General features: G+C 56.9%; 13 protein-coding genes and 1 tRNA gene. 3 read left to right on the top strand and 11 right to left on the bottom strand.

From position 1 onward, the window contains the following. Positions 1-126: 126 nt before the first annotated feature. The 4 genes from H6F46_RS19695 to H6F46_RS07240 form a co-directional block, all read right to left on the bottom strand. Positions 127-4,149, bottom strand: a complete 4,023-nt coding sequence (locus H6F46_RS19695; protein WP_190354121.1) for a methyl-accepting chemotaxis protein — start codon at positions 4,147-4,149, stop codon at positions 127-129. 140 nt (positions 4,150-4,289) lie between these two features. Continuing rightward, positions 4,290-4,826 carry a chemotaxis protein CheW gene (locus tag H6F46_RS07250; RefSeq protein ID WP_099531795.1) on the bottom strand — a complete coding sequence of 179 codons (537 nt, stop codon included), beginning with the start codon at positions 4,824-4,826 and terminating at the stop codon, positions 4,290-4,292. A gap of 339 nt (positions 4,827-5,165) precedes the next feature. Beyond that, positions 5,166-5,531, bottom strand: coding sequence for a response regulator transcription factor (locus tag H6F46_RS07245; protein ID WP_099531794.1), 366 nt, complete (start codon positions 5,529-5,531; stop codon positions 5,166-5,168). A gap of 803 nt (positions 5,532-6,334) precedes the next feature. Then, positions 6,335-7,561 carry a response regulator gene (locus H6F46_RS07240; RefSeq protein WP_099531793.1) on the bottom strand — a complete coding sequence of 409 codons (1,227 nt, stop codon included), beginning with the start codon at positions 7,559-7,561 and terminating at the stop codon, positions 6,335-6,337. 838 nt (positions 7,562-8,399) lie between these two features. Between H6F46_RS07240 and hmpF the strand changes: the two genes are divergently transcribed. Further along, the gene (gene hmpF / locus H6F46_RS07235; protein ID WP_190354120.1) at positions 8,400-10,130 is read left to right on the top strand and encodes a pilus motility taxis protein HmpF; all 1,731 of its coding nucleotides are present in this window, start codon (positions 8,400-8,402) and stop codon (positions 10,128-10,130) included. Between the two features lie 62 nt (positions 10,131-10,192). Here the strand turns inward: hmpF and H6F46_RS07230 are convergent, their stop codons facing one another. Continuing rightward, positions 10,193-11,515 carry a HEAT repeat domain-containing protein gene (locus tag H6F46_RS07230; RefSeq protein ID WP_190354119.1) on the bottom strand — a complete coding sequence of 441 codons (1,323 nt, stop codon included), beginning with the start codon at positions 11,513-11,515 and terminating at the stop codon, positions 10,193-10,195. A gap of 388 nt (positions 11,516-11,903) precedes the next feature. On the opposite strand from H6F46_RS07230, the gene H6F46_RS07225 reads away from it, so the two are divergent. Continuing rightward, complete coding sequence (locus H6F46_RS07225; RefSeq protein WP_190354118.1) at positions 11,904-12,983, top strand: folate-binding protein YgfZ; 1,080 nt, start codon at positions 11,904-11,906, stop codon at positions 12,981-12,983. Between the two features lie 26 nt (positions 12,984-13,009). Here H6F46_RS07225 and H6F46_RS07220 read toward each other — a convergent pair whose 3' ends face one another. Next, positions 13,010-13,597 (bottom strand): chorismate lyase, encoded by a 588-nt coding sequence (locus H6F46_RS07220; RefSeq protein ID WP_099531852.1) that lies wholly within the window; start codon positions 13,595-13,597, stop codon positions 13,010-13,012. Between the two features lie 407 nt (positions 13,598-14,004). Then, positions 14,005-14,085 (bottom strand) — tRNA-Leu (locus tag H6F46_RS07215). Between the two features lie 469 nt (positions 14,086-14,554). Between H6F46_RS07215 and accC the strand changes: the two genes are divergently transcribed. Then, positions 14,555-15,913 carry an acetyl-CoA carboxylase biotin carboxylase subunit gene (gene accC, locus H6F46_RS07210; RefSeq protein ID WP_099531788.1) on the top strand — a complete coding sequence of 453 codons (1,359 nt, stop codon included), beginning with the start codon at positions 14,555-14,557 and terminating at the stop codon, positions 15,911-15,913. Positions 15,914-16,151: 238 nt separating this feature from the next. Here the strand turns inward: accC and lnt are convergent, their stop codons facing one another. From lnt to H6F46_RS07190, 4 genes are all read right to left on the bottom strand, one after another. After that, the gene (gene lnt / locus H6F46_RS07205; RefSeq protein WP_347278289.1) at positions 16,152-17,804 is read right to left on the bottom strand and encodes an apolipoprotein N-acyltransferase; all 1,653 of its coding nucleotides are present in this window, start codon (positions 17,802-17,804) and stop codon (positions 16,152-16,154) included. A 3-nt stretch (positions 17,805-17,807) separates the two neighbouring features. Then, positions 17,808-17,993: a hypothetical protein gene (locus H6F46_RS07200; protein ID WP_190354117.1), complete on the bottom strand. Its 186-nt coding sequence runs from the start codon at positions 17,991-17,993 to the stop codon at positions 17,808-17,810. Positions 17,994-18,079: 86 nt separating this feature from the next. Beyond that, complete coding sequence (locus H6F46_RS07195; RefSeq protein WP_190404986.1) at positions 18,080-18,892, bottom strand: PP2C family serine/threonine-protein phosphatase; 813 nt, start codon at positions 18,890-18,892, stop codon at positions 18,080-18,082. 2 nt (positions 18,893-18,894) lie between these two features. Continuing rightward, positions 18,895-20,226, bottom strand: a complete 1,332-nt coding sequence (locus tag H6F46_RS07190; RefSeq protein ID WP_190354115.1) for an ATP-binding protein — start codon at positions 20,224-20,226, stop codon at positions 18,895-18,897. Positions 20,227-20,506: the final 280 nt, after the last annotated feature.

The raw sequence follows: 20,506 nt of genomic DNA, 5'->3' as shown, positions 1-20,506 counted from the left end.
AGGAAACAACAGCATTCACCCTCCAAAATTTTGAGCCGTGATTGGGCAATGGGCCGCTGATCAGTTCGCAATTGGCCACGATCGCCCCTGATGCCCCCTCCAATGGGGACTCAGGATACCCCGGGACTACTGATTGCTGCTGTCAACACGGAAACGCTCCACGGAGGAGAGCAGATCGCCCGCCACGCGCACCAGAATTTGCAGGGACTCGGACACCCGCTGCGATTCTTGGGAGGTGTCTTGGGCGGTCTTTTCGACCGATCGCACCACTTGGGCTACGGAGCGGGAGGTGTCCGTTTGCTCCACGGTGTCCGCCGTAATCGATCGCACCAGCACATCAATCCGGTTTGACACCTGGATGATGTCATCGAGTGCGCGCTTGGCCTGTTCCGCCAGCTTGGTTCCTTCCAGCACCTGTTGTGTACCGTCTTCCATCGCTCGCATCACCAAGTTGGTTTCACTTTGGATTTGCATCACGATCTTTTCAATTTCCTTAGAAGCCTTGGCGGCGCGATCGGCCAACTGTCGCACTTCATCCGCCACAATTGCAAAGCCCTTGCCCGCTTCGCCAGCCCTGGCCGCTTCGATACTGGCGTTGAGGGCAAGCAGGTTGGTACGGGAGGCGATCGTGGCAATCAAGGCCACAATCTTGGAAATTTCCTGGGTGGATTCCGCCAGTCGTTTCACCTTGCGGGCGGTTTCCGCCACCGTTTCCCGAATCTGCAAAATCCCGGCCACGGTGCGTTCCACCGCTTCGCCCCCCTTCAAAGCGGTCGCGGAGGCGGAACGAGCCACTTCCTCGGCTTCGCGGGCACTTTCGGCCACCCGCTGAATCGAGTCGGTCATCACCTGCACAGAATTGAGGGTCACGGCCAACTCTTCCGCCTGCCGAAGTGCATCGGAGGAGAGCGATCGGGCAAAAGACTCGTTTTCCGAGGAGCGCTTGTTCACCTGCAAAGCGGCCGTTTTCACCTGCTGCACAATTTCTCGCAGGTTTTGAATGGTCAGGTTGAACGAGTCGGCCACTGCGCCCAGCACGTCGGCGGTCACTTCCGCCTGTACGGTCAGGTCGCCTCGGGCAGCCCCTTCCACGTCGTCCAGCAGCCGAATCACTTGCCGTTGGAGGTCTTCGCGAGCCTGCTCCTGTTCTTGGGCTTTGCGCTGGGCCTCGCCCATGGTGCTCAAAATCACCCGGGTCATTTGGTTAAAGGAGTTGGCCAGTTCCCCAAACTCGTCATCCCCAAAAACCCGAGCCGTGGCATGGAGACTGCCTTGGCAAACGGCATCCAACTGGGCTTGCAAATCGCCCGTGGCCCGCTCCACATGCTGGGCAGTGCGACGGCCCAGGAACAGGGCCACCCCGCCTCCGGTGGCTCCCGCCAACAGGGAGGAAACCAGACCGATGGTGCGAATGTCGCCCATCAGTTGCGGACTGATGCCCCGATCGCGCACATGGGTCATGGTTAAGTGCGTGGTGCCCGCCACGGCCAGGAATGACACAATCCCAGCCATCACCGCCGTAACGGTTTGCTTGGTTGTCAGGCGGGCATTGTCGAAGGAAGCCAGCCAACCATCTTCGGATGGGGTGACCGGTTCGGCGGCGCGGCTTTCGGGCTGGTCAAAGCTCAGCAGTTCTTCGTTATTGGAACTGGTGGCGATGTTGAAAACCTCGTTGTCCCCCCCAACAAAGTTAGAGAGGGGTTCTCCCATCACGCCCAGGGAGGGTTCCCCAAGGGAAAATTCGTCGCCACCGTCCGATCGCGGCACGAATTCCGAGGAGGTGTTGGTCAAGCTGAAGTCCGGTAGGCTGCCGAGGTCGTCGAATTCATCGAAGTCATCCATGAAGTCGCTGGCGGCGGCGGCTCCGTCATCCGCGATCGCGGACAGGGCCCCAGAGGCCGGATCATCCACCGATCGAGCAGGGCTAGCGAAAGCCATGCCCGGGGCCCCATTGATCATGTCGAGGGGGAATGCATCATCATCGGACTCCGGCTCCATGACCGGCGGATCATTGAAGATGCCAAAGTCACCTGCTTCGTTGTCCTCCGGTTCGATCGCCCCCAAGGCCGGCTCCGGCTGTGCGTCCCAGGAGCCGCCCCCAAAGGCTGTGGCACTCAAGTCTTCAGGGTTGAACTCGTTGAACTCATCCGGGTTGAACTCTGCCCCGTTGAAGTTCCCACTGCCAAATTCCGCCAAGTCTTGGGCTGTGGCTCCCTGAAGGGTGCTGGGCCCCGCCATCATGAACAGGGTTTCTTCCACCTCATCATCGATCGGGAAAGATCCCTCGATCGGGGCCGCAAAAGGCAACTCGATTCTGGCCGCTGGCTCCTTAACCGCTGGTTCTTGCGTGCCGGCCGGCGGCGGCATGAAGAGGGTGCGATCGTCGTCGGCACTGTCCCCCACAAACACGCCAAAGGGTTCATCAAAAGCATTCGCGCCCGCCAGCGGCCCAGCAGCGGCCGGAGCCGCTGGCTCTGAGAAATCGCCAAAGCCGTCCCCAAACGTCTCGGAGCCAAAGGGATTTTCGGCCCCTGCGGCAACCTCAGCGCCACCAAAATCAGTGCCACCAAAATCAAAATCAGCCTCAGCGGCCAGGGGTTGACTCGCTAGCCCATCCGCATCAAACACGCCAAATCCAAAATCTTCAGGGGCAGATGATTCAGAGCCTGCCGGTGCTGCCCAGTCTTCTGCAAAGGCCGCCGCGGCCGGATCAGCCGGGGTTTCGAGGTCAAAGCCCTCAAAGTCACCGAAGCCATCGGTCGCCAAGTCATCGGTCTCCGTCGAATCGGCAAAATTAGGCGGCTCAAAGCTGGCTTCAAAGGGCGCTGCGGGAGATGTTGCCCCAAAGTCACCTCCAAGATCACCAAAATCTTCAATGGGATCAGCATCCAAGTCCCCAAACACCGGAGCTTCAGAGGTGGACGCGGCAAAGTCTTCTGAGCCAGCCGCTCCAAAGCCCACCGCCTCATCAAAGCCGGCCGATTCGCCGAAGTCGAGGTCAGCCAACGCGGCGCCAAATTGACCTGCGCCAAATTGATCACCATCGGCTGTGTCGCCGGGCAAATCGCTCGCGAAGTCATCAACTCCAAAGGCTGATGCGGCCAGGGGATCCGCCCCACTGGTTGCCCCAAAATCAGCTTGATCTAAGTCGAAAGACTGATCACCAAAATCCATGCTGGCCCCAAAAGCATCATCGCTGGTGGGCGATGCCGATGCCGCAAAGGGATCCGCCTCGAAGCGATCGGGCAGCCCCAAATCTGGTGCTGGTGAGGGTGTGGATTCTTCGCTTCCCCCAAAGGGATCGATCAGGAAGGGATCCGCTGCCGGATCTGAGGGGGTGGCTGGTTCCGGAGACCCCAAGGCGGCGAAGGGATCATCGCTCCCTCCTAGGTCAGCACCTAGGGCGATCGCCCCGGGGTCGGCTCCCAAGTCCATGCCCGAGTCCGTGCCAAAGTCAAAGTTATCAAAACTGTTGAGGTCATTGGGATCGCTGCCCGGGGATCCATCCCCGAGATCCAGCGCGCCCAAATTGCCTAAATCGGCGCTCTCAAAATCCGCATCTTCAAAGTTGACACTACCGAAGTCTGCACTGCCAAAGTCCGCGCTGCCAAGCTCGCCGCTCTCTAGGTCAGCATTGGCAAAGTCCGCGTCACTTTCCAGGTCGCCCAGAGCTTCGGCCATGGTGCTGTTGCCGGCCAGTAGTCCCGTTTCCGTGCCCTGGGGGTCACTCATCAATTCATCAAAATTGAAGTCCCCATCATCAATCAACGGTTGATCGGCTAGATGAGTGTTGCCACCGTTGGTAGTGGTTTCCTGATCGCCAAAGTCGAATTGGTCAAAGTTGGGAGTTTCGTCATAACCATTACCGGCGCTCAGAGCCTGGCTGGTGGCGGCTAACCCTGAATGGGCGTATTCCACAAAGGTGGGGTCGCTGGTCAGGCTGAGCACGGACTGATATTCCACCTGGGCCGTGTCGTATTGGTTTAGGCCATAGCAGTAGATGTGGCCTCGGAGTAAGCGAACGCTGGGATCATCGGGATAGGCCTGGGCAAGCCGATCGATCGCGGCGGCAGCTTCGGGGTAATTACCGCTGGTGTAGGCATCATTGGCCCGCTGGTAATCCTGGTTGTAATCCGTGCTGGATGCCATTGACCTTCTCCGGGACGATCGAACTCTGGCGCGTTTAGAAAATTGCGGCTGGGGGCGCGTGGGGCCGCTTGTAACAATTGGGCAAACAATTGGGCAAGTCAGGTACGAGCATAGCCGCCCATCGTACTTCGATGCTACTCCTATCCTGCGGATTGACCCAGGCGGTTAGACCGCAAAATGGCCACGTGATCCAGTAATTGCAGAATTCGATTGTTACTCAATCGCCACTCTCCGCGCAAAAATTCCCCGATCGGATCATTCACGCTACTCAAGGCTTCCACATTGTCCGGCTTGAGCCAATACATACCCGCCACCCGGGCCACCGCCAAGCCAAGCATCATATCCCCTTCCTCGATCGCAATCACCGGCACCTCCGCCCGATCGGTATTCAGCGGGATGGTTTCCCCCAAAAACTGCCCCAGATCCACCACCCAAATCACCTGCCCCCGAATATTCAAGGTTCCTAACAACAGGGGAGACACGTTCGGCACGGGCGTGATCCGATCGGGAGAGGGTTCACTCACCTCGCGGATAATGACCGCTGGCAACGCCAATTCCCGTCCCGAGGGTAGGTAAAACCGCAGGTGCATCTCACCTTCAGGATTTTCTAGCTCCTGAAGTTCCGGCGACTGATCATCCACACCTCCGCCGGCCAAAAAATCTGGACTTCCGACCACAGCGCTTTCCTCTGGCTCCGTAACAGACTGAAGGGCAACTGCTACCCCACAATTACGTTACGCCATGCATTCGCGATCGCACCCGATCTTTCAGGCAGTCATCACCCCGCTGGGGGCAAAGAGCCAGATTTTGATCTAGCCAAACTGCGCAATTGCCGTTCAATCACCGTTCAATTGTTGCTAATTTCGCGAAACCACACCCATCCTGCCAGATTGGCGCAAGTTTCCTCAATTAGAAGCCAATTTTCTCAACTCCAGATCACCAGATTCAGATCACTGGACTCAGATCACCAAACTTAGATCACCGAACTCAGATCACCAGATTCCAACCTTTACCAATCAGCCGCGCAATAATTGCTTCACTGTTCCCACCAACTCTTGAGGCTGAAAGGGCTTAGCAATATAGGCATCTGCGCCTTGTCTCAGGCCCCAGTAGCGATCGAACTCTTCCCCTTTTGAGGAACACATCACCACTGGCACATCCTGCGTTGTGGGATCCGACTTCAAGCGACGACAAACTTCGTAGCCATTCATGCGGGGCATCACAATATCCAAAACGACCAGATCTGGACGCTGCTTTTGCAAACTTTCTAGCGCCTCAACACCATCGGATGCCATGTTGACGGTCAGCCCACTGCCCTGCAAGAGCTCGCCGATCATCTCTCGCTGGGCGACGCTGTCTTCGACAACTAACACTACACTCATGGCTATCTTTCTCGTTTCACTCTGCCTGCCAAGGGGGTCAATCGGGGCGCATGGGGTTCATGACGCAGCGGTGGCTCGTCACCCAAACTCTTGCATTACCGGTCATCGGAACGGGCAATGATTTATCCCAGACGCGATCGGTGCTGCTCTTACTTGAACCATCCTGATCCTGCCAGCTTTAGGGTTCCCAAATCCCTGGCAGCCAACGGACATGGCTACCGGTGAATTGAGGCACGCGAGAATTTAACGACTAGGAGATAGGGAGTGGGTGCGAACCAGCAATCAGGTTATTACCGGCGATCAATGGCCTGGGGGCAATTGCTCTGTTTTCGGCAGGATTGCCGTTGACAAGATCGGCTGATAGAGCTGTGGTGCTGGCCTATGGGCGGGCAGAAACCTCACCCATGTCAAGCAATCACGGCTGGTGTTGACTAAGAACACTCAGACCCTGGCAAAATGCCGCTATGCAAGTGCGATGGCTGGCAATGATTATAGCGTCGTGATGGGCGGGCCACGTCTTTTTGCGGGTGGTTGTCACCCACGGAAATCGCAGACCTGCGCCTGAATGCTAGCAGGAACTGACAGCTCGCGCACCCGATTCTTGGCCCGAGTTGGGGCTAACCCGGTTGCGCAAGCGTAAACGATGGTTGGGTTGTTTTTCAACTTTTCTGGCCATCTTTGGGCAATCTTTAGGCAACGCGCTGGCCATTTGACATCCCGTTGGGGCTGGGCGATCGCCCGTTTGGGTTTCTCCGCGAAAGGCCCTAGCCCGGTGCTAATTTGAGTCCAATTGGGCGCTTTTGTTAGGGTACAGGGAGAGACTCCGCCGTAGACAGCGCTAGATCGCTTATTTCCTCCTCAGGGGCTGGCTCCAGGCGACCAGAGCCGATATATCGCTCAATTAAGGCTTTTAATTCCTGGCGTTTAAAGGGCTTGGTTAGGTAATCAGTTGCGCCGGCCAAGCGGGCTTGGGTGCGATCGAGAAACCCCTCCCGCCCCGTGATCATGATGATGGGCACATGCCGAAACAATCGAGTTTGTCGCAACATGGCGCATAGCTCATAGCCATCCAAATGGGGCATGGCAATATCGCAGAGGATCAAATCTGGCCGCAGCTCAAACACCTGGCTAATCGCTTCTAGGGCACTGAGAAAGCCCACCACGTCATAGCCCAACAACTGCAACCCCTGCTCGATCGCGCGGCAAACGGCGGGGCTGTCTTCAATGCAAACAATTCTCGGTGCTCGCGGGTTGGGATCCTGAACGGTCATGACCTGATGCCAGCGCGATCGGGCGGCCGAATGCTCCAAAGGCGGCTCGATCAGTTGCACCAACCCCTCCTGGATGTAGGGATAAAGCGCCTGGGCCACGGCCAGGAGTGGCCGCTGGCGATAGCGAGCAATTTGGCGCAGGGTAATTGACCCGGTGGCCCACTCGCTAAAGGTTTGGAGGGTTTGGGCCGGCAGCACTTCTCGCAATCGCTGAACATCCGTCAACACGGGGCACAAATCCGGCGACTGCACGTAGGGATAGAGTTGTTTCCAGTCCTGCAATTCCTGGGCCACTTGGGAAATCAGCGGGCTAACGGCCAAGCTGGTTAAGTGGGGCGCGATCGCCTCGCCCATATTAAAAATGAACCGCCCCTCATGCACCGTCAGCAAATCAAACAGGGCCTCATGCACCATTGCCTGGAGGATGTTGCGGCCCTGTACCGGCTCCAGTTGATGGGTTTCCAGCAATGCCCAAAGATATCCATATTCCGGCTCGCTGATGGAAGCCATTTTGGAAACCGACAGCTCATCAATGGCGGTTTCCAAGGCATAGCGATGGAGATAGTCCCGAAGACGGGTTGTGCCCCCTTCCCCGGAGGTGCAGTAAACGATCGCCCCTTGGCGAAAGAAGACGAACCAACTGCGGCGATCGCCCGGGTGAGCGCCTTCCACTTCTAAATACAGTTCACCCGTGCGCTGGCCTAACTCAATCAGGTGCAGGAGGCTGCGGATATCAATCTCGCTGAGCTGTCCTTGCATAGGGCTGTCCTGGCACGGGGATAGGGGGGAGTGGGGTTACCCAGTCCTGGCTCCATGCTATCGCGATCGATCAATCCCGAATGGCTCGATCGCAACTTTTTCAAGCTCAATTTTTAAATACATTTTGTCTAATACATTTTGTATAGTAGGGCGGTTGCCCAAGCAACCCGGCGCATCTACTCCAGCAGCGATTCAATTCAGCAGCGATTCAACCCCGAGCTAGTTTTGAATCTCAACAACTCCAGCCAACCCACCCTAAGCAACCGCAGGGAGCTGGCAGAACTTCGCCCCCAGCGGGCTGCTGGCCGGAAAATAGAAGATTGTCCCTTTCAGGTGGCTTCTGGCTGCGTTTGATAAAATCAGCATGGTTTAACCACTCTGCTCATCTTGCAGCGATCTCTCAGCCCTAGCGCTGTGAAACCGAGTCTGAAGGCCAAGAGCGGGAAAAATCAGCAATCCATGGGCAGTCTGACCGAAAAACAGGCCCCTTTTGCAGCACCGGAGAGTAAAACGCCCGGCTCGCGATCGCGAATCGGTGATTTGAAATCCAATGGGTCAAGCTGACGTGCCGATCACCCCAGTTTTTTTGCCGGTTACGGTCAATGACTGGTCACGATCAACGCAGCGTCAACCCGTGGTCTAATCGAGCAAATAGGGTTGCTCGACTGGGGCCAAAATCCCCTTGCCCCTGGGCAGGGAAAAGTGTCAATCTCACAGTGGCAGCCAAGTCACGTCTTTATAAGTTGCGTCCTTAAAAAAGCTGCATCTTGAAAGACGATGGCCAACGCCATCATCCGTAGCGCGAAGATCTCACTGAACGAACGAGGGGAAGGGCAGCGTGCTGTATCTTGCAGAAGTCGTCCAAAAACGCGGCTTGATGGGATCAAAGTCAGAATTGAAGCTGCTGGCCTGTCAAAAGGGAGAGCAGTGGAGCGCAATTACCAATGAGGATCCCATCGCTTCAGACGATGCCAGCAATTACAAAGACGGGGCATTAGTGCTGGTGGATGCGATCGGGTCAGGGGCCGATCGCAAAGTCAAGAATATTCAAGAAGGGGCCCGGCAGATTGTCAGCCTGCTGCAAAGCTATTCCCGTCAACAGGAAAAGAATAAGAGCCAGGAAGAAGAAATTCAGCAATGGATGGAGTCCCTGACTTACCAAAGCCAGGAGCTGAACCGGCGGGAACAGGAGCTCGATGAGCGGCGCGAAAAACTGGAGCAACTGGAACAGGAGTTGCGGCAGCTCGATCGCCAGCGCCAAGAGGTGCAACAGGCCCGGGAATCGGCCGATCGCCTCAATCAGGAAGTGCAACACAAGCGCCAGGAAATTGAGCAGGCTCAACATGCCCTGCGGGCCCAACAGGAGCAACTCAACCAAGAGCGCCTGGCAATGCAGCAGCAATTAGCGCAGTCGGCGGGTCTCGATGCCCAACAGGCGGCTCAATTGCAACATTTGCTGCAACAGGCCGCTTCTTCGGTGGTGGCCATGGACTATTTGCAGTCGGCGGTGGAAACCTGCCTGCAAATTACGGCGGCCCAGGAAAGCCTGCTCAACCACGCCCCAGCGGCGGAACCAACCCTTTCCCCAGAGGTGCGGGATTGGATTACGTCAGAAACTCAGACCCTGGCGGCGGCTTGGCAAGATTGGTATGCCCAGCGGGATGATCTGGATCGGGCCCGGGCCGAATGGCGGGCCCAACAAACGGCGCTCGAACTTCATCAACAGCAGCTTTCGGCCGTTGAAGGGCAACTGGCCACCCAACGCAGCTTGCAAACCCTGTTGGAACAAGCGGCCAATGGGGACGGCCACAGCGATGCAGCCCAGCGGGTCGATCGAGCAGCCTTGGAAGCCATGCCGATCGGGGAGTTGCAAGAGCTGACGGCCCAGTTGCAGCGGGACTTGGAAAAGCTATCGCGGCTGGTGAGTGATGAGGAAGAGGAGCTGAGTGCCAAGCGCCAGGCGATCGAGGAACTGCAAGGCCAAATCAACAGTGCCAATGAGTACGATCGCATTCAGCTAGAGGCAAACCTGGCCGATGAGCGCGACGGTTGCCAGATGCTGGAAGAAACCCTAGTGGGGCAACGGCGCAACCTGCAAGAGCGGGAAGAGGTGCTCCATGCCCACAAAACGGTGCTGAACAAGCGCCAGGGGCTGACTGCTCCCCGGACGGAGGGCGGCGTGGATCTGTCGCCGCTGCTCGATCGGGTGACGCAAGATCTGCAAGCCCTGGAGGAATTGCAGTCCCAATTGCGCGATCGGATTTCCACATTGGAATCCACCGTGCAAGAGGCGGAAATGACCGTGAACCAGCGCCATGGGGACGTGCAGGCCCAATTGCAAATCCTGCAAGATCGGGAACGTGAATTGCAAAGTAAGCAAATTGAGGCCATCACCCAGGGCAGCCAAGGGGGGGACACCCTAACTCAGCCCATGTCTGAACAGGTTTCCGGCCTGCGGCAACACCTGGAAGCCCTATTGACCAACCTCACCCAGGCGACGGACACCACCCAAGCCCAGCAGGCGACGATCGGGCAAATGCAGCAAATTGTTGCGTCCCTTAGCAAGTAGCTTTCAGTGAGTAGCTTTCAGCAAGTAGCCTTCAGCCAACGAGGCTTTAAGCTAACGACGCTTTAAGCTAACGGCATGGTTGCTCCGTCCTGGGCCGCTTGGGCGATCGCCTGCCATTCCTGAAGGCCTTGGCGGGCGGTGACGGTTGCCTGCTGGGCCGCCGCCTGATCAATCCAAGCCGCGAGTCGATCGGCTCCCTGTTGGGGGTCGATTTGCCGCAGTGCCGCCAACACTTGCAAGGCCAGGGTCGGGGACTGGTCGGGTCGATCGCACAACCGGGGCAGCAGTCGATCGAACGCGGCCGCCACTCGCAAATTACCCAGGGCTTCAATTAAGGCCCCCTGAACTGCCCCGTCGGTGAAGGGAGCCAGGGGCCGATCGAGCCAATCGAGCAGCAGATGAGCCACCCGGCGTTGATAGGTTTGATCGGAACTGTGATGCTGGGCGATCGCCACAATCCCCCCCAACAACAGCTCTGTTTCACCTTGGGGCAACCGCTCTCCCAAGGCCGCTAAGGCCGAGGGTAATCCCATTTGGGCCAACAGCCGCACTACTAACGCTGGTGGTAACTGTCGCCGCTCCCAGGCCGCCACCAAAGCGGCCCGCGCTGATTCATGGCCCCAGTGGCTGAGGGCCAAGGCGGCCGCCTCCGCCACCGAGGCCGCCGGATCGCTCAACAGTTGGGTGAGGGTTTGGGCGATGGTTTCTTGGGCCACTGGGCTGTGGCCCCAACGCTTGGCCCCCAAGGCCGTCACCGCCACCAACCGCACCGTGGCCTCCGAGTCTTGAGTTCCTTGCAGCAGGTGGGGCAACAAGGCGGGATGGGGCAAGCTGCCCAGGGCTTCCAAGGCGGCCCGTCGCAGGGGAGGCTGAGGAGAAGCGGCCCCAATCAGGAGGCCATTAATTGCGTCGGGGTGGTCAATTTGCCCGATCGCCTTGATCACCAAGGGCCCCCAATTTGGATCCGTGAGGTAAGGGTTCAGACAATCCAGCGCCACCGTTCGCAGTTGGGGCGATCGCTCTGCCAATTTGCCCAAGGCCTCGATCGCCGCTGCCTGCACGGAGGGATCAGGCGCGATCGACAGCAGATTCACCAGCGATTGCACCGCCGCCGGGTCGTCAAACTCTCCCAAGGCCCTGGCCACAAACCAGCATTGCTCTAAATCCAGCGCTTCATCGGTCAGCAACGCCACCAGAGCCGGAATCGCAGACTTGCCAAGGGTTTTGAGCTGCCCGATCGCCTGCCAGCGCTCATAAAAATCCCCATCCGCCAAAGTCGCCAGCGCCTGATTTAACGCTGGATTGCCCACTGGCTCCAGCACCTGATCTAGCAGTTGACCGGGCAGTTGTCCCAACTCCTGCTCTTGATGGTGATTCAATGGCATAGCCAACCGTTTTTGAATTGAAGTCTCTGGATTGAAGTTTCTGGATTAAGTCTTGAGCAGCAAACTGACTCTCAGCTTAACTGTCTCGATCTCACTGTCTTGCAACTGGAATCGCTGGAGGCAGTGATTTGAAACGGTTGGCAATCGATCAACTCCTGATCAGCTTCTGACCAAAGTTTCAGCCATTCTGGCCATGACTAGTACGGTGGAGCATTGACGCGGGTTGCCAGCTTTGCATTAGGGTTTGGAGCGGCGCGATCGAACACTCCCAGGCAAATCCCCCGATGCAGGTCTGGCCCAAACCAGGCACACTGAACAGGGAATGTATCCATTGCACAAAAACCGTTGAGCAATCCTAGTTGAGCAGTAGCAAGAGCAGTTCTGAACGATGGTAACCCTGCAAGACGCACAACAGCAGATGGGAGCAGTATGGGATCCCGCCGTGGCCGAGGGGCAAGTGCCCGCCCATTTCGGCAACGATCCGGCGGCGATCGCGGCGGTCACGACGGGGGTGGCCCTGGTGGATCGATCGCACTGGGCCCTGTTGCAATTAACGGGGGACGATCGAGCCTTGTTTTTACATAACCAAAGCACCGCCAACATCAAAACTCTGCAACCGGGCCAGGGTTGCCAAACCGTGTTGGTGACCTCCACCGCTCGCACCCTGGACTTGGCCATGGTGGCCGTGACGGCGGAAGCGCTGGATTTATTGGTGTCGCCGGGGATGGGGCAAACCCTGTTTCGCTGGCTCGATCGCTACATCTTCCCCGCCGATCGGGTCGCCCTCGCGGATATTAGCGGTCAATTCGCGATTTTCAGCCTTGTGGGGCCGCAAAGTGCCCTTTGTTTGCAACAGTTGGGGGCGACCCTTGACGACATTTCAGCCCTGGCCCCCTTTGCCCACCAGACCATGATCCTGGCTCAGGATGTGCCCGTGCGGGTGCAACGGAGCAGCGGTCTGGCCACCGATGGCTATACCCTTTGGGTGAGCAACGATCGAGCCGGTGACCTGTGGCAGGCGATCGCCCAAGCGGGAGCCGTTCCCCTGGGCGAACAGGCCTGGGAACAGTTGCGGATCACCGAAGGGCGACCGGCGGTGGGCCATGAGTTGACGGAAGATTACAACCCCCTAGAAGCAGGGCTATGGACAGCCGTTTCCTTTAACAAAGGCTGCTACATCGGCCAAGAAACGATCGCCCGCCTGAACACCTACAACGGCGTGAAGCTGAACCTTTGGGGATTTCGACTGCCTCGGGTGATCGCCACCCCCTGTCCGATTTTGCAAGCGGATCAGAAAGTGGGAACCCTCACCAGTTGTGTGGCCACCGAAAACGGGGCGATCGGGCTGGGCTATTTGCGCACCAAAGTGGGCGGCGCGGGCTTAAGCGTCATGATTGACCATTGCCCCACCGACGCGATCGACCTGCCCTTCATCACGCGCGAGCTGGCCAACACCATCGATCATTAGCGATCGTTACATTGCAATCATTGCCACTACTGGCGGGCGATCGGCCCCAAGTAGCGCTGGAGATGTGGGGAAAAGACCTCAAAAATCAGCGTGAGGGGCTGATTTCGATGCCAAAACAGGTAATGTCGCCCCCAGAGCGGCCCCGACTCTCCAAACGCGGCCTCTAGGGCCGCCGATCGCCCATAGCAAATTCCCCGCACATCGCGGTAAAGCTCCGTGCGCAACCGAGCCAGACTGGCCCAAATGGGCAGCGATCGATTTTGCAAATACTCATCCACATGGCTGGCTTCCCACCAAGACGTGGCATAGGCCAACCGCTGGCCGGAAGCCGTCCGTAACCAAACCTGGCGACGTAATCGCGGCCCCGGAACCATTTCGATCGCCTCCGGGGCCCCGTCCCCCGCCGGCCCCACCACCGACATATCAATCACATCCACCTCGGTTGGTTCTCCCGTCAGCAATTGCAGATGGCGAGTGGGTGACCCATCTCCCAACAACAACATTTGCCAAGGGGGAGCCAAAAAATGGTGAGGTAAGCCCTGCTGCACAACGGTTTCATCCCCTTGCCAGGTGGGTTTCAGCCGATGCCAATCCCCATGGGATCCCAGCTCGATCGAGGGGCGATCGACGGGGGGCTGAGGTGCAGATAAATCCGCTTGTCGATCAGTAACGCTAGCAGTCAAGGTCTTTGCATTTCTTAACTTTTCTCGATCCTAACACTCACCTAAAGAAAAGAGACTGAAGCACCACCCTCGTGATGCGGCTTTCAGCATCTCCCCTGGAATTTCTGGAATTCCTGGAATTTCTGGACGCGGCGGGTCTCGATCGATTTAAGAGTCCCGTTCATCCTGTCGAGAGCCTGAGTCGCAATCCTTGAGTCGCAATCTTGAGCCACAACTCTGAACCTGAGACTATGAAAAACCGGATCACTGAAAATCAATGATCCGGTCGCAGGTTATGAGCTGAGGACGCTCAAGCCAGGTTTCAAAATGCTCTGGATGAAGTCCAATCTGGAATTCGATGCGGATGGCGGGACTCGAACCCGCAAGGCAAAGCCACACGCCCCTCAAACGTGCGCGTATACCAATTCCGCCACATCCGCAGGTGATTCACTGATGATGCTGGTGTGAGTTTTTGGGAGTATTGCCGAACCCAACTGAGGATGTTGGGGGCAAATTATTGTTACCCGTCAAACCAGCCGTAGCAGTATAGCATTCTTCGATCGTTTTGTTGAGCCTTGGCTGAGGTTCATCAACAGATTCATGCAGATCGGGATACACATCGGGATGCAGATTGGGATGGTGCTGGAGCCAAGATCGAAGAATTGGGCTAGATACTGAATCAAATTCAATCAGTGTCAAATTCAATCGGTATCGAGCATCGAGCCAAATCTTGAGCCAAATCCAAATATTGATTGAGCCAAATCTTGAGCCGAGATTGAACGAGATCCCAAAGGATCCAGCACAAGCACCACCCTCGGCCCGATTTCCCCAGACTCCGCCGCCCGATCGCCCGCAGGCCACCCACGATGATAGGATTGGCTACCGCGCCCCACCTGCGATCGTACGACAATGCGCTTTTCAAAAGTCCTGATTGCCAACCGTGGAGAAATCGCCGTTCGGGTAATCCGAGCCTGCGAAGAACTGGGAATTTCCACTGTGGCTGTTCACTCCACTGCCGATCGACAAGCCCTGCACGTGCAGCTTGCCGACGAAGCCGTTTGCATCGGCGACGCAGCCAGCAGCAAAAGCTATCTGAACATTCCCAACATCATCGCTGCCGCTCTCACCCACAACGCCACGGCCATTCACCCGGGTTACGGTTTTTTGGCAGAAAACGCAAAATTTGTCGAGATTTGTAACGATCACCAAATTGCCTTCATTGGCCCCTCGCCGGCCGCGATTCGGGCCATGGGCGACAAGTCCACCGCCAAGGAAACCATGCAACGGGCCGGCGTGCCCACGGTTCCCGGCAGCGAAGGACTGGTGCAAAACGAAGAATCGGCCCTGGAGCTGGCCAATGAGATTGGCTATCCCGTGATGATTAAGGCCACGGCGGGTGGTGGCGGTCGCGGAATGCGTTTGGTGCGCAGTGCGGAAGAGTTGCCCAAGCTGTTCCAAGCGGCCCAAGGGGAAGCGGAAGCGGCCTTTGGCAACCCGGGCCTCTACATTGAGAAATTCATTGAACGGCCGCGGCACATTGAGTTCCAAATTTTGGCCGACAGCCATGGCAACGTGATCCACCTGGGTGAGCGCGATTGTTCCATTCAGCGCCGCCACCAAAAGCTCCTGGAAGAAGCGCCCAGCCCTGTGTTGAATCCGGAGTTACGGGAAAAAATGGGCAGCGCGGCCGTGGCAGCGGCCAAGTCGATCGACTATGTGGGCGCAGGAACGGTGGAGTTTCTGGTGGATCGATCGAGTAATTTCTATTTTATGGAAATGAACACCCGCATTCAGGTTGAACATCCAGTCACGGAAATGGTTTGCGGCCTGGATTTGATCGCTGAACAGTTACGGATTGCCCAAGGGGAAAAACTGCGCCTCACCCAAGATCAGGTACAGTTGCGCGGCCATGCGATCGAATGTCGAATTAATGCGGAAGATCCTGATCAAAATTTCCGCCCTTGCCCCGGTCGGATTGGGGCCTATTTGCCGCCGGGTGGCCCGGGGGTGCGGATCGATTCCCACGTTTATCCCGATTATGAAATTCCGGTCTACTACGATTCTTTGATTGGCAAATTGATTGTTTGGGGCCCCGATCGCTCCAGTGCGATCGCCCGGATGAAGCGTGCCCTGCGCGAATGTGCCATCACCGGGGTGAACACCACGATTGGTTTTCACCAAAAAATCATGGAATCGCCAGAGTTTATTGGCGGCGAAGTTTATACCAATTTTGTTGAAGAGTGGATGAGCAAAAATAAAAAGCGCTAGTCAAGCGCTAATCAAGCGCTAATCCTAACCCCTGAATTGCTGACCACCTTCCTAACCTGTTTCGGAGTCAACCATGGGCGACCATTGGATGGATTGGGCCACGGTGATTGGCTATGTGGGTTTCACACTATTCATCATGTGGCAAATTTTTAGCCGATCCCAATGAACCCGCTGATTATGGGGTTGGAACAGAGCATTGGGACAGGGGAAATTGCTGGCTCCGCTGGGCGAATTGTCCCTAGCGATCGGGCAAGGATGAACCAGCACGCCGCAATCCCCAGCTCACCGCCAAGGCCAAGGGAACAGCCAGGGGTGTGAGCCAATCGCCCCAACGGACGTAGGGTGTTTGCTGGGTGCGGCGATAGATTTCGGTGGCGTGGAGTTCGTAGACGTTGGGGCGCGATCGCCAGTGGGTGACTCCGTGGGGATCGATGAAGGCGGAATAGCCGGTGTTGGCGGCGCGGGCCACCCATCGATCGGTTTCGATCGCCCGCATCACATCTTGGGCGTGGTGTTGGGCAAACATCGTGGGCCGGTAATGGGCGTTGTTGGCTGCTGAGAGGATGAATTGCCCGCCGCTGGCCGCCTGCGATCGCGCCAATTCCGCATGGGCTGAGTCATAGCAAATCAAGGCGATCGCCTGGCCAAAGGGAGTGTTGAGGTGCTGGTTGGGCTGGCCGAGGGCCAACTTGGTGTCCAGCGGCGATAGGCGATCGATGAAGCCGCCGATCACAGACTCGAAGGGAATATATTCCCCCAGGGGCACAAGGCGCACTTTGTCATAGCGACCCACGGCTTTTCCGGTGCGATCGAGGGAAATGAGGCTGTTGGTGAGGCGATCGGGTTGCTGGCGATCGGGCGCAAACAGGCCCAACCACACGGGCACAGCCCGATCGAGCACTGCCGACAGGAATTCATTGTGTCGATCGCGAGTGGCCTCCGCTGTCCAGACAATTGGCAAGGCCGTTTCGGGAATCAACACGCCGTCAACGCCCGCCTCTGCAAGAGTTTCATAACCCCGTTGATAGCCCGTGAGGGCCCTGCGCCAACCTTCGGAGCCAAATTTCAGATCGTTGGGAATGTTGCCTTGGATTACCCCGATCGTCAGGGCCGCAGCGGGGCGATCGGCTAAGGGTTGGGCGGCCAAAGCGGCCCCCAAGCCATGGCCCAACAGCAACAGCGCGATCGCCCCGGCCCACCAATGCCGCCGACGGGTCAGCCAAGCTTCTGCCCAGGCTCCATTCACCCCCACAATCACCGCCGTTACCAGGGCGGGGCCCGACAATTGGCCCAAGTGCAAAATCGCCAAGTTATGAGGCGCTTGGGTCAGGCCCAATCCTGTCCAAGCCAAGGGAGATTGGTTCCAGAACCATTCCGTCACCAACCACAGGGCCAGGCCCAGCGCCCAGCGTCCGCCGGCCGATCGCCCCGCCAATTTGCGGTGTAGCAGCCCAAACCCCACCGCCCAGCAGGCGACCTGTGACCCGGCCCAACCGGCCGCCACCAACCAGCACACCAGGGCAATGGTGAGGCTGGTGGCCCAGGACACTCCCAGCCACATCATGGGATGTAGGCCCGTGAGCCAAAACACCGCCACGAGGTTGTAGCCCAAACCCCAAAGCCAGCCCAACCCGAGTCGATCGCGCCAATTGAGCGTTGGGTTTGCCAGCAACCACCACAGCGGGGCGATCGCCACCCAGGGGAGCGGCCACCAGCCCACCGGCTCCGGCCCCAGCCCCATCACCACCCCAGCCCCCAAGGCCAGAGCCGATCGCTGCCAACGACTCCACAGCGATCGCCTTGGCCCTGGCTCGCCAGCGGTGGGCGCAACGCCGCTGACCCAACGACTCAGAAAATCCGTGCCTTGCCCCCCGGTTTTGCGACCAAACACGCCCTAACGCCCCTGTTCGATCGCCGGTTTGGGGGTTTCGGGGGTGGGTTCGGCGCTGGGGCTGAAGGCTGGGCCAACCCAAGCCAGGGCAATGGCCCCCAGCACGATCCACTGGGTTGCTTGCAGGAGCCGATCGGGCGATCGGGGAGCCGTTGGAGGATTGGAGTTGGGGGGCAAATCCGGTTGCATAGCTAGTTTTAAGAGTGTTGTTGAGAGTGTTGTTGGGATTGCTTTTGGGATTGCTTTTGGGATTGTTTTTGGAATGAGGCTTCGGTTCAATCAGCCAAACGCTGAACCAAAATTAGTGTGACATCATCATCGGTGCGCTGGGCGATTCGATCGGACTCTAAAAACGCCCGCAGCCGATCGATCACGACGGTCAGGTCTGGGCTTTGGGCTAAAAACTGAAACAGCGGCTGAAAAAAGGGCTGAAAAGGCGATTGATCGGGTTCCTGTAAGGCCAAGCGCTGCAAACCATCGGAAAAGAGCGCGAGAGACTGCCAATCACCAAGCCAAGTAACCAACTGAGGCGATCGGGCGGCCCCTGGCTCCTGCAAAAATCGGGTTTCGTTGGCAAATTCTCCCTGTTCCGGCTGCGTGAGCGTTTGCCAGTTGCCCTGGGCATCTTGAATCACCACTGCCCCATCGCCAATTTGGCCGATCGCCAATCCTGTTGGTAAGGCCACCGTCACCACCAAGGTGCAAGCCAACTCTCGCAAGGCCAAATCCCGATCGCGTGCGGCCCGATCGACCGCCCACCGAGCCGCCCGCACCACCGCCCGCAACAACGGCAACCAATCCGCCAACGATCGGGGCGATCGCCGCCGCTGCCAACGGGGCAACAGCGTTAAAACCGTTTCCACCGCCACCTGGGCCCCCAGATCGGAGGCACTGGCCGATCCGGCTCCGTCGGCCACCACCGCAAATCCTGCCCGATCGCCCAAGGCCCAACCACTGGCATCTTGGCAAGGTTCCGCCGCCCGCCGATGCCGACTCCCCGCCACCGACAGGGCGATCGATGCCATCCGCATCGATTCCAGTTGCATCCCAAGTTGCAGCGATGCAACTTCCTGACCCGTGACGCTCAATCCTAACTCCTGTCTACACAAACCAGCGGCAACTCAATCATAAAGGTTGTGCCCGCCCCTAACTGGGACTCCAACCACAATCGACCGCCATGTTTTTCTTCAATCACTTGTCGAGACAGGGTTAAGCCCAAGCCGGTTCCTTTGCCCACCAATTTAGTTGTAAATAAATGCTCAAAAATCTGGAAATGCTCAAAAATCTGGCTTTGTAGCTCCTCAGCAATGCCGCGCCCATTGTCCTGGATGGATAGGTGAACCGATTTTTGATCCGCCGAGAGGGCAGTGGTGATGATGATTTGGGGGGGATTTTCGCTGAGCGCCTGGACAGGGCGATCGCGACAAGCTTCATCCAGTTCATCGATCGCATTAGCTAGCAAATTCATAAACACCTGATTCAGTTGACCGGCAAAGCATTCCACTTCAGGCACATCACCATAGTTTTTAATGACCTGAATGGCGGGCCGATGATCATGGGACTTCAGGCGATGTTTTAACAATAAAATTGTGCTGTCCAATCCATCTTGCAAATCAAAACTAACTGGATATTCACTATCTAAGCGCGAGAAGGTTCTTAAGCTATCACTAATCGTTTTAATGCGATCAATTCCCTGATTCATCGACTCCAAAAGCTTGGGCAAGTCCTGGCGAATGAATTCTAAATCCACTTCTTCAATGAGTTGTTGCACCTGCTGATGGGGATCGGGGTGATGTTCCGCATAGGCATCCAACAGGGCAAACAGATCCTCCAGGTGCTCCAACGCAGGGCGAATATTGCCCTTTAAAAACCCCAAAGGATTATTAATTTCATGGGCCACCCCAGCGACCAAATTCCCCAGGGCCGACATTTTTTCACTTTGTACCAGTTGAATTTGCGCTTGCTGAAGCTGTTCCACCACCTGCTCGAGGGTCGTGGACTTTTCTAAGAGCTGAGCCTCGGATTCTTGCAAACGTCGTTCGGCCATCACTCGATCGGTCACATTCTGGGCGATCGAGTAAATGGATAGCATCTGATCTTGGTCATCAAAAACCGGCGTGTTAATCCATTCACAAATAATGACACTGCCGTCTTTGCAGATATTCTCATTTTGACAAACAACCGTTTTTCGCTCCTGTAAGAGGGCTACCATCAGCGGCTTAATTTCGGTTTGCACGGTTGGCGACACGATACGGCTAACCGGTTGTAGATAAATTTCTTCCGCAGAATAGCCAAAGATTTTTTCGGCAGCCGGGTTCCAACTGATGACACAGAAATTTTGGTTCCATTCAATCAGCGCTAAGGGGGTTTGCTGAATCAGGAAACTGAGTTTTTCAGTGATGCCAAGAAACTGGTTTGACATAACAGTCAGTTGTTGAATGGAAGGAAAATTAGCAATCTTGCTGAGTCGATGTCTGAAAAGCGTCTTGGATTATTTGCCAAGCACGAATCATCACGAAGTCAAGGAGCTTAAGCCCCTTATCTGCGATGACACCTGAAAGGAGTAGCTATGGCTTTTCAGACATCTACTTAGGGATAACTCTTAGCAAGCTATCCAAACACTAAACATCAAACAATCAGCCCAGGACAGACCATAATTATGAATATCTGCATTGGATTGAATATTTATAAAGAGTACCAGC

Source organism: Limnothrix sp. FACHB-1083 (assembly GCF_014696485.1).
Taxonomy (GTDB): domain Bacteria; phylum Cyanobacteriota; class Cyanobacteriia; order CACIAM-69d; family CACIAM-69d; genus CACIAM-69d.
Note: the sequence above shows the minus strand (reverse complement) of the source record. Positions and strands in the feature narration are given on the sequence as shown.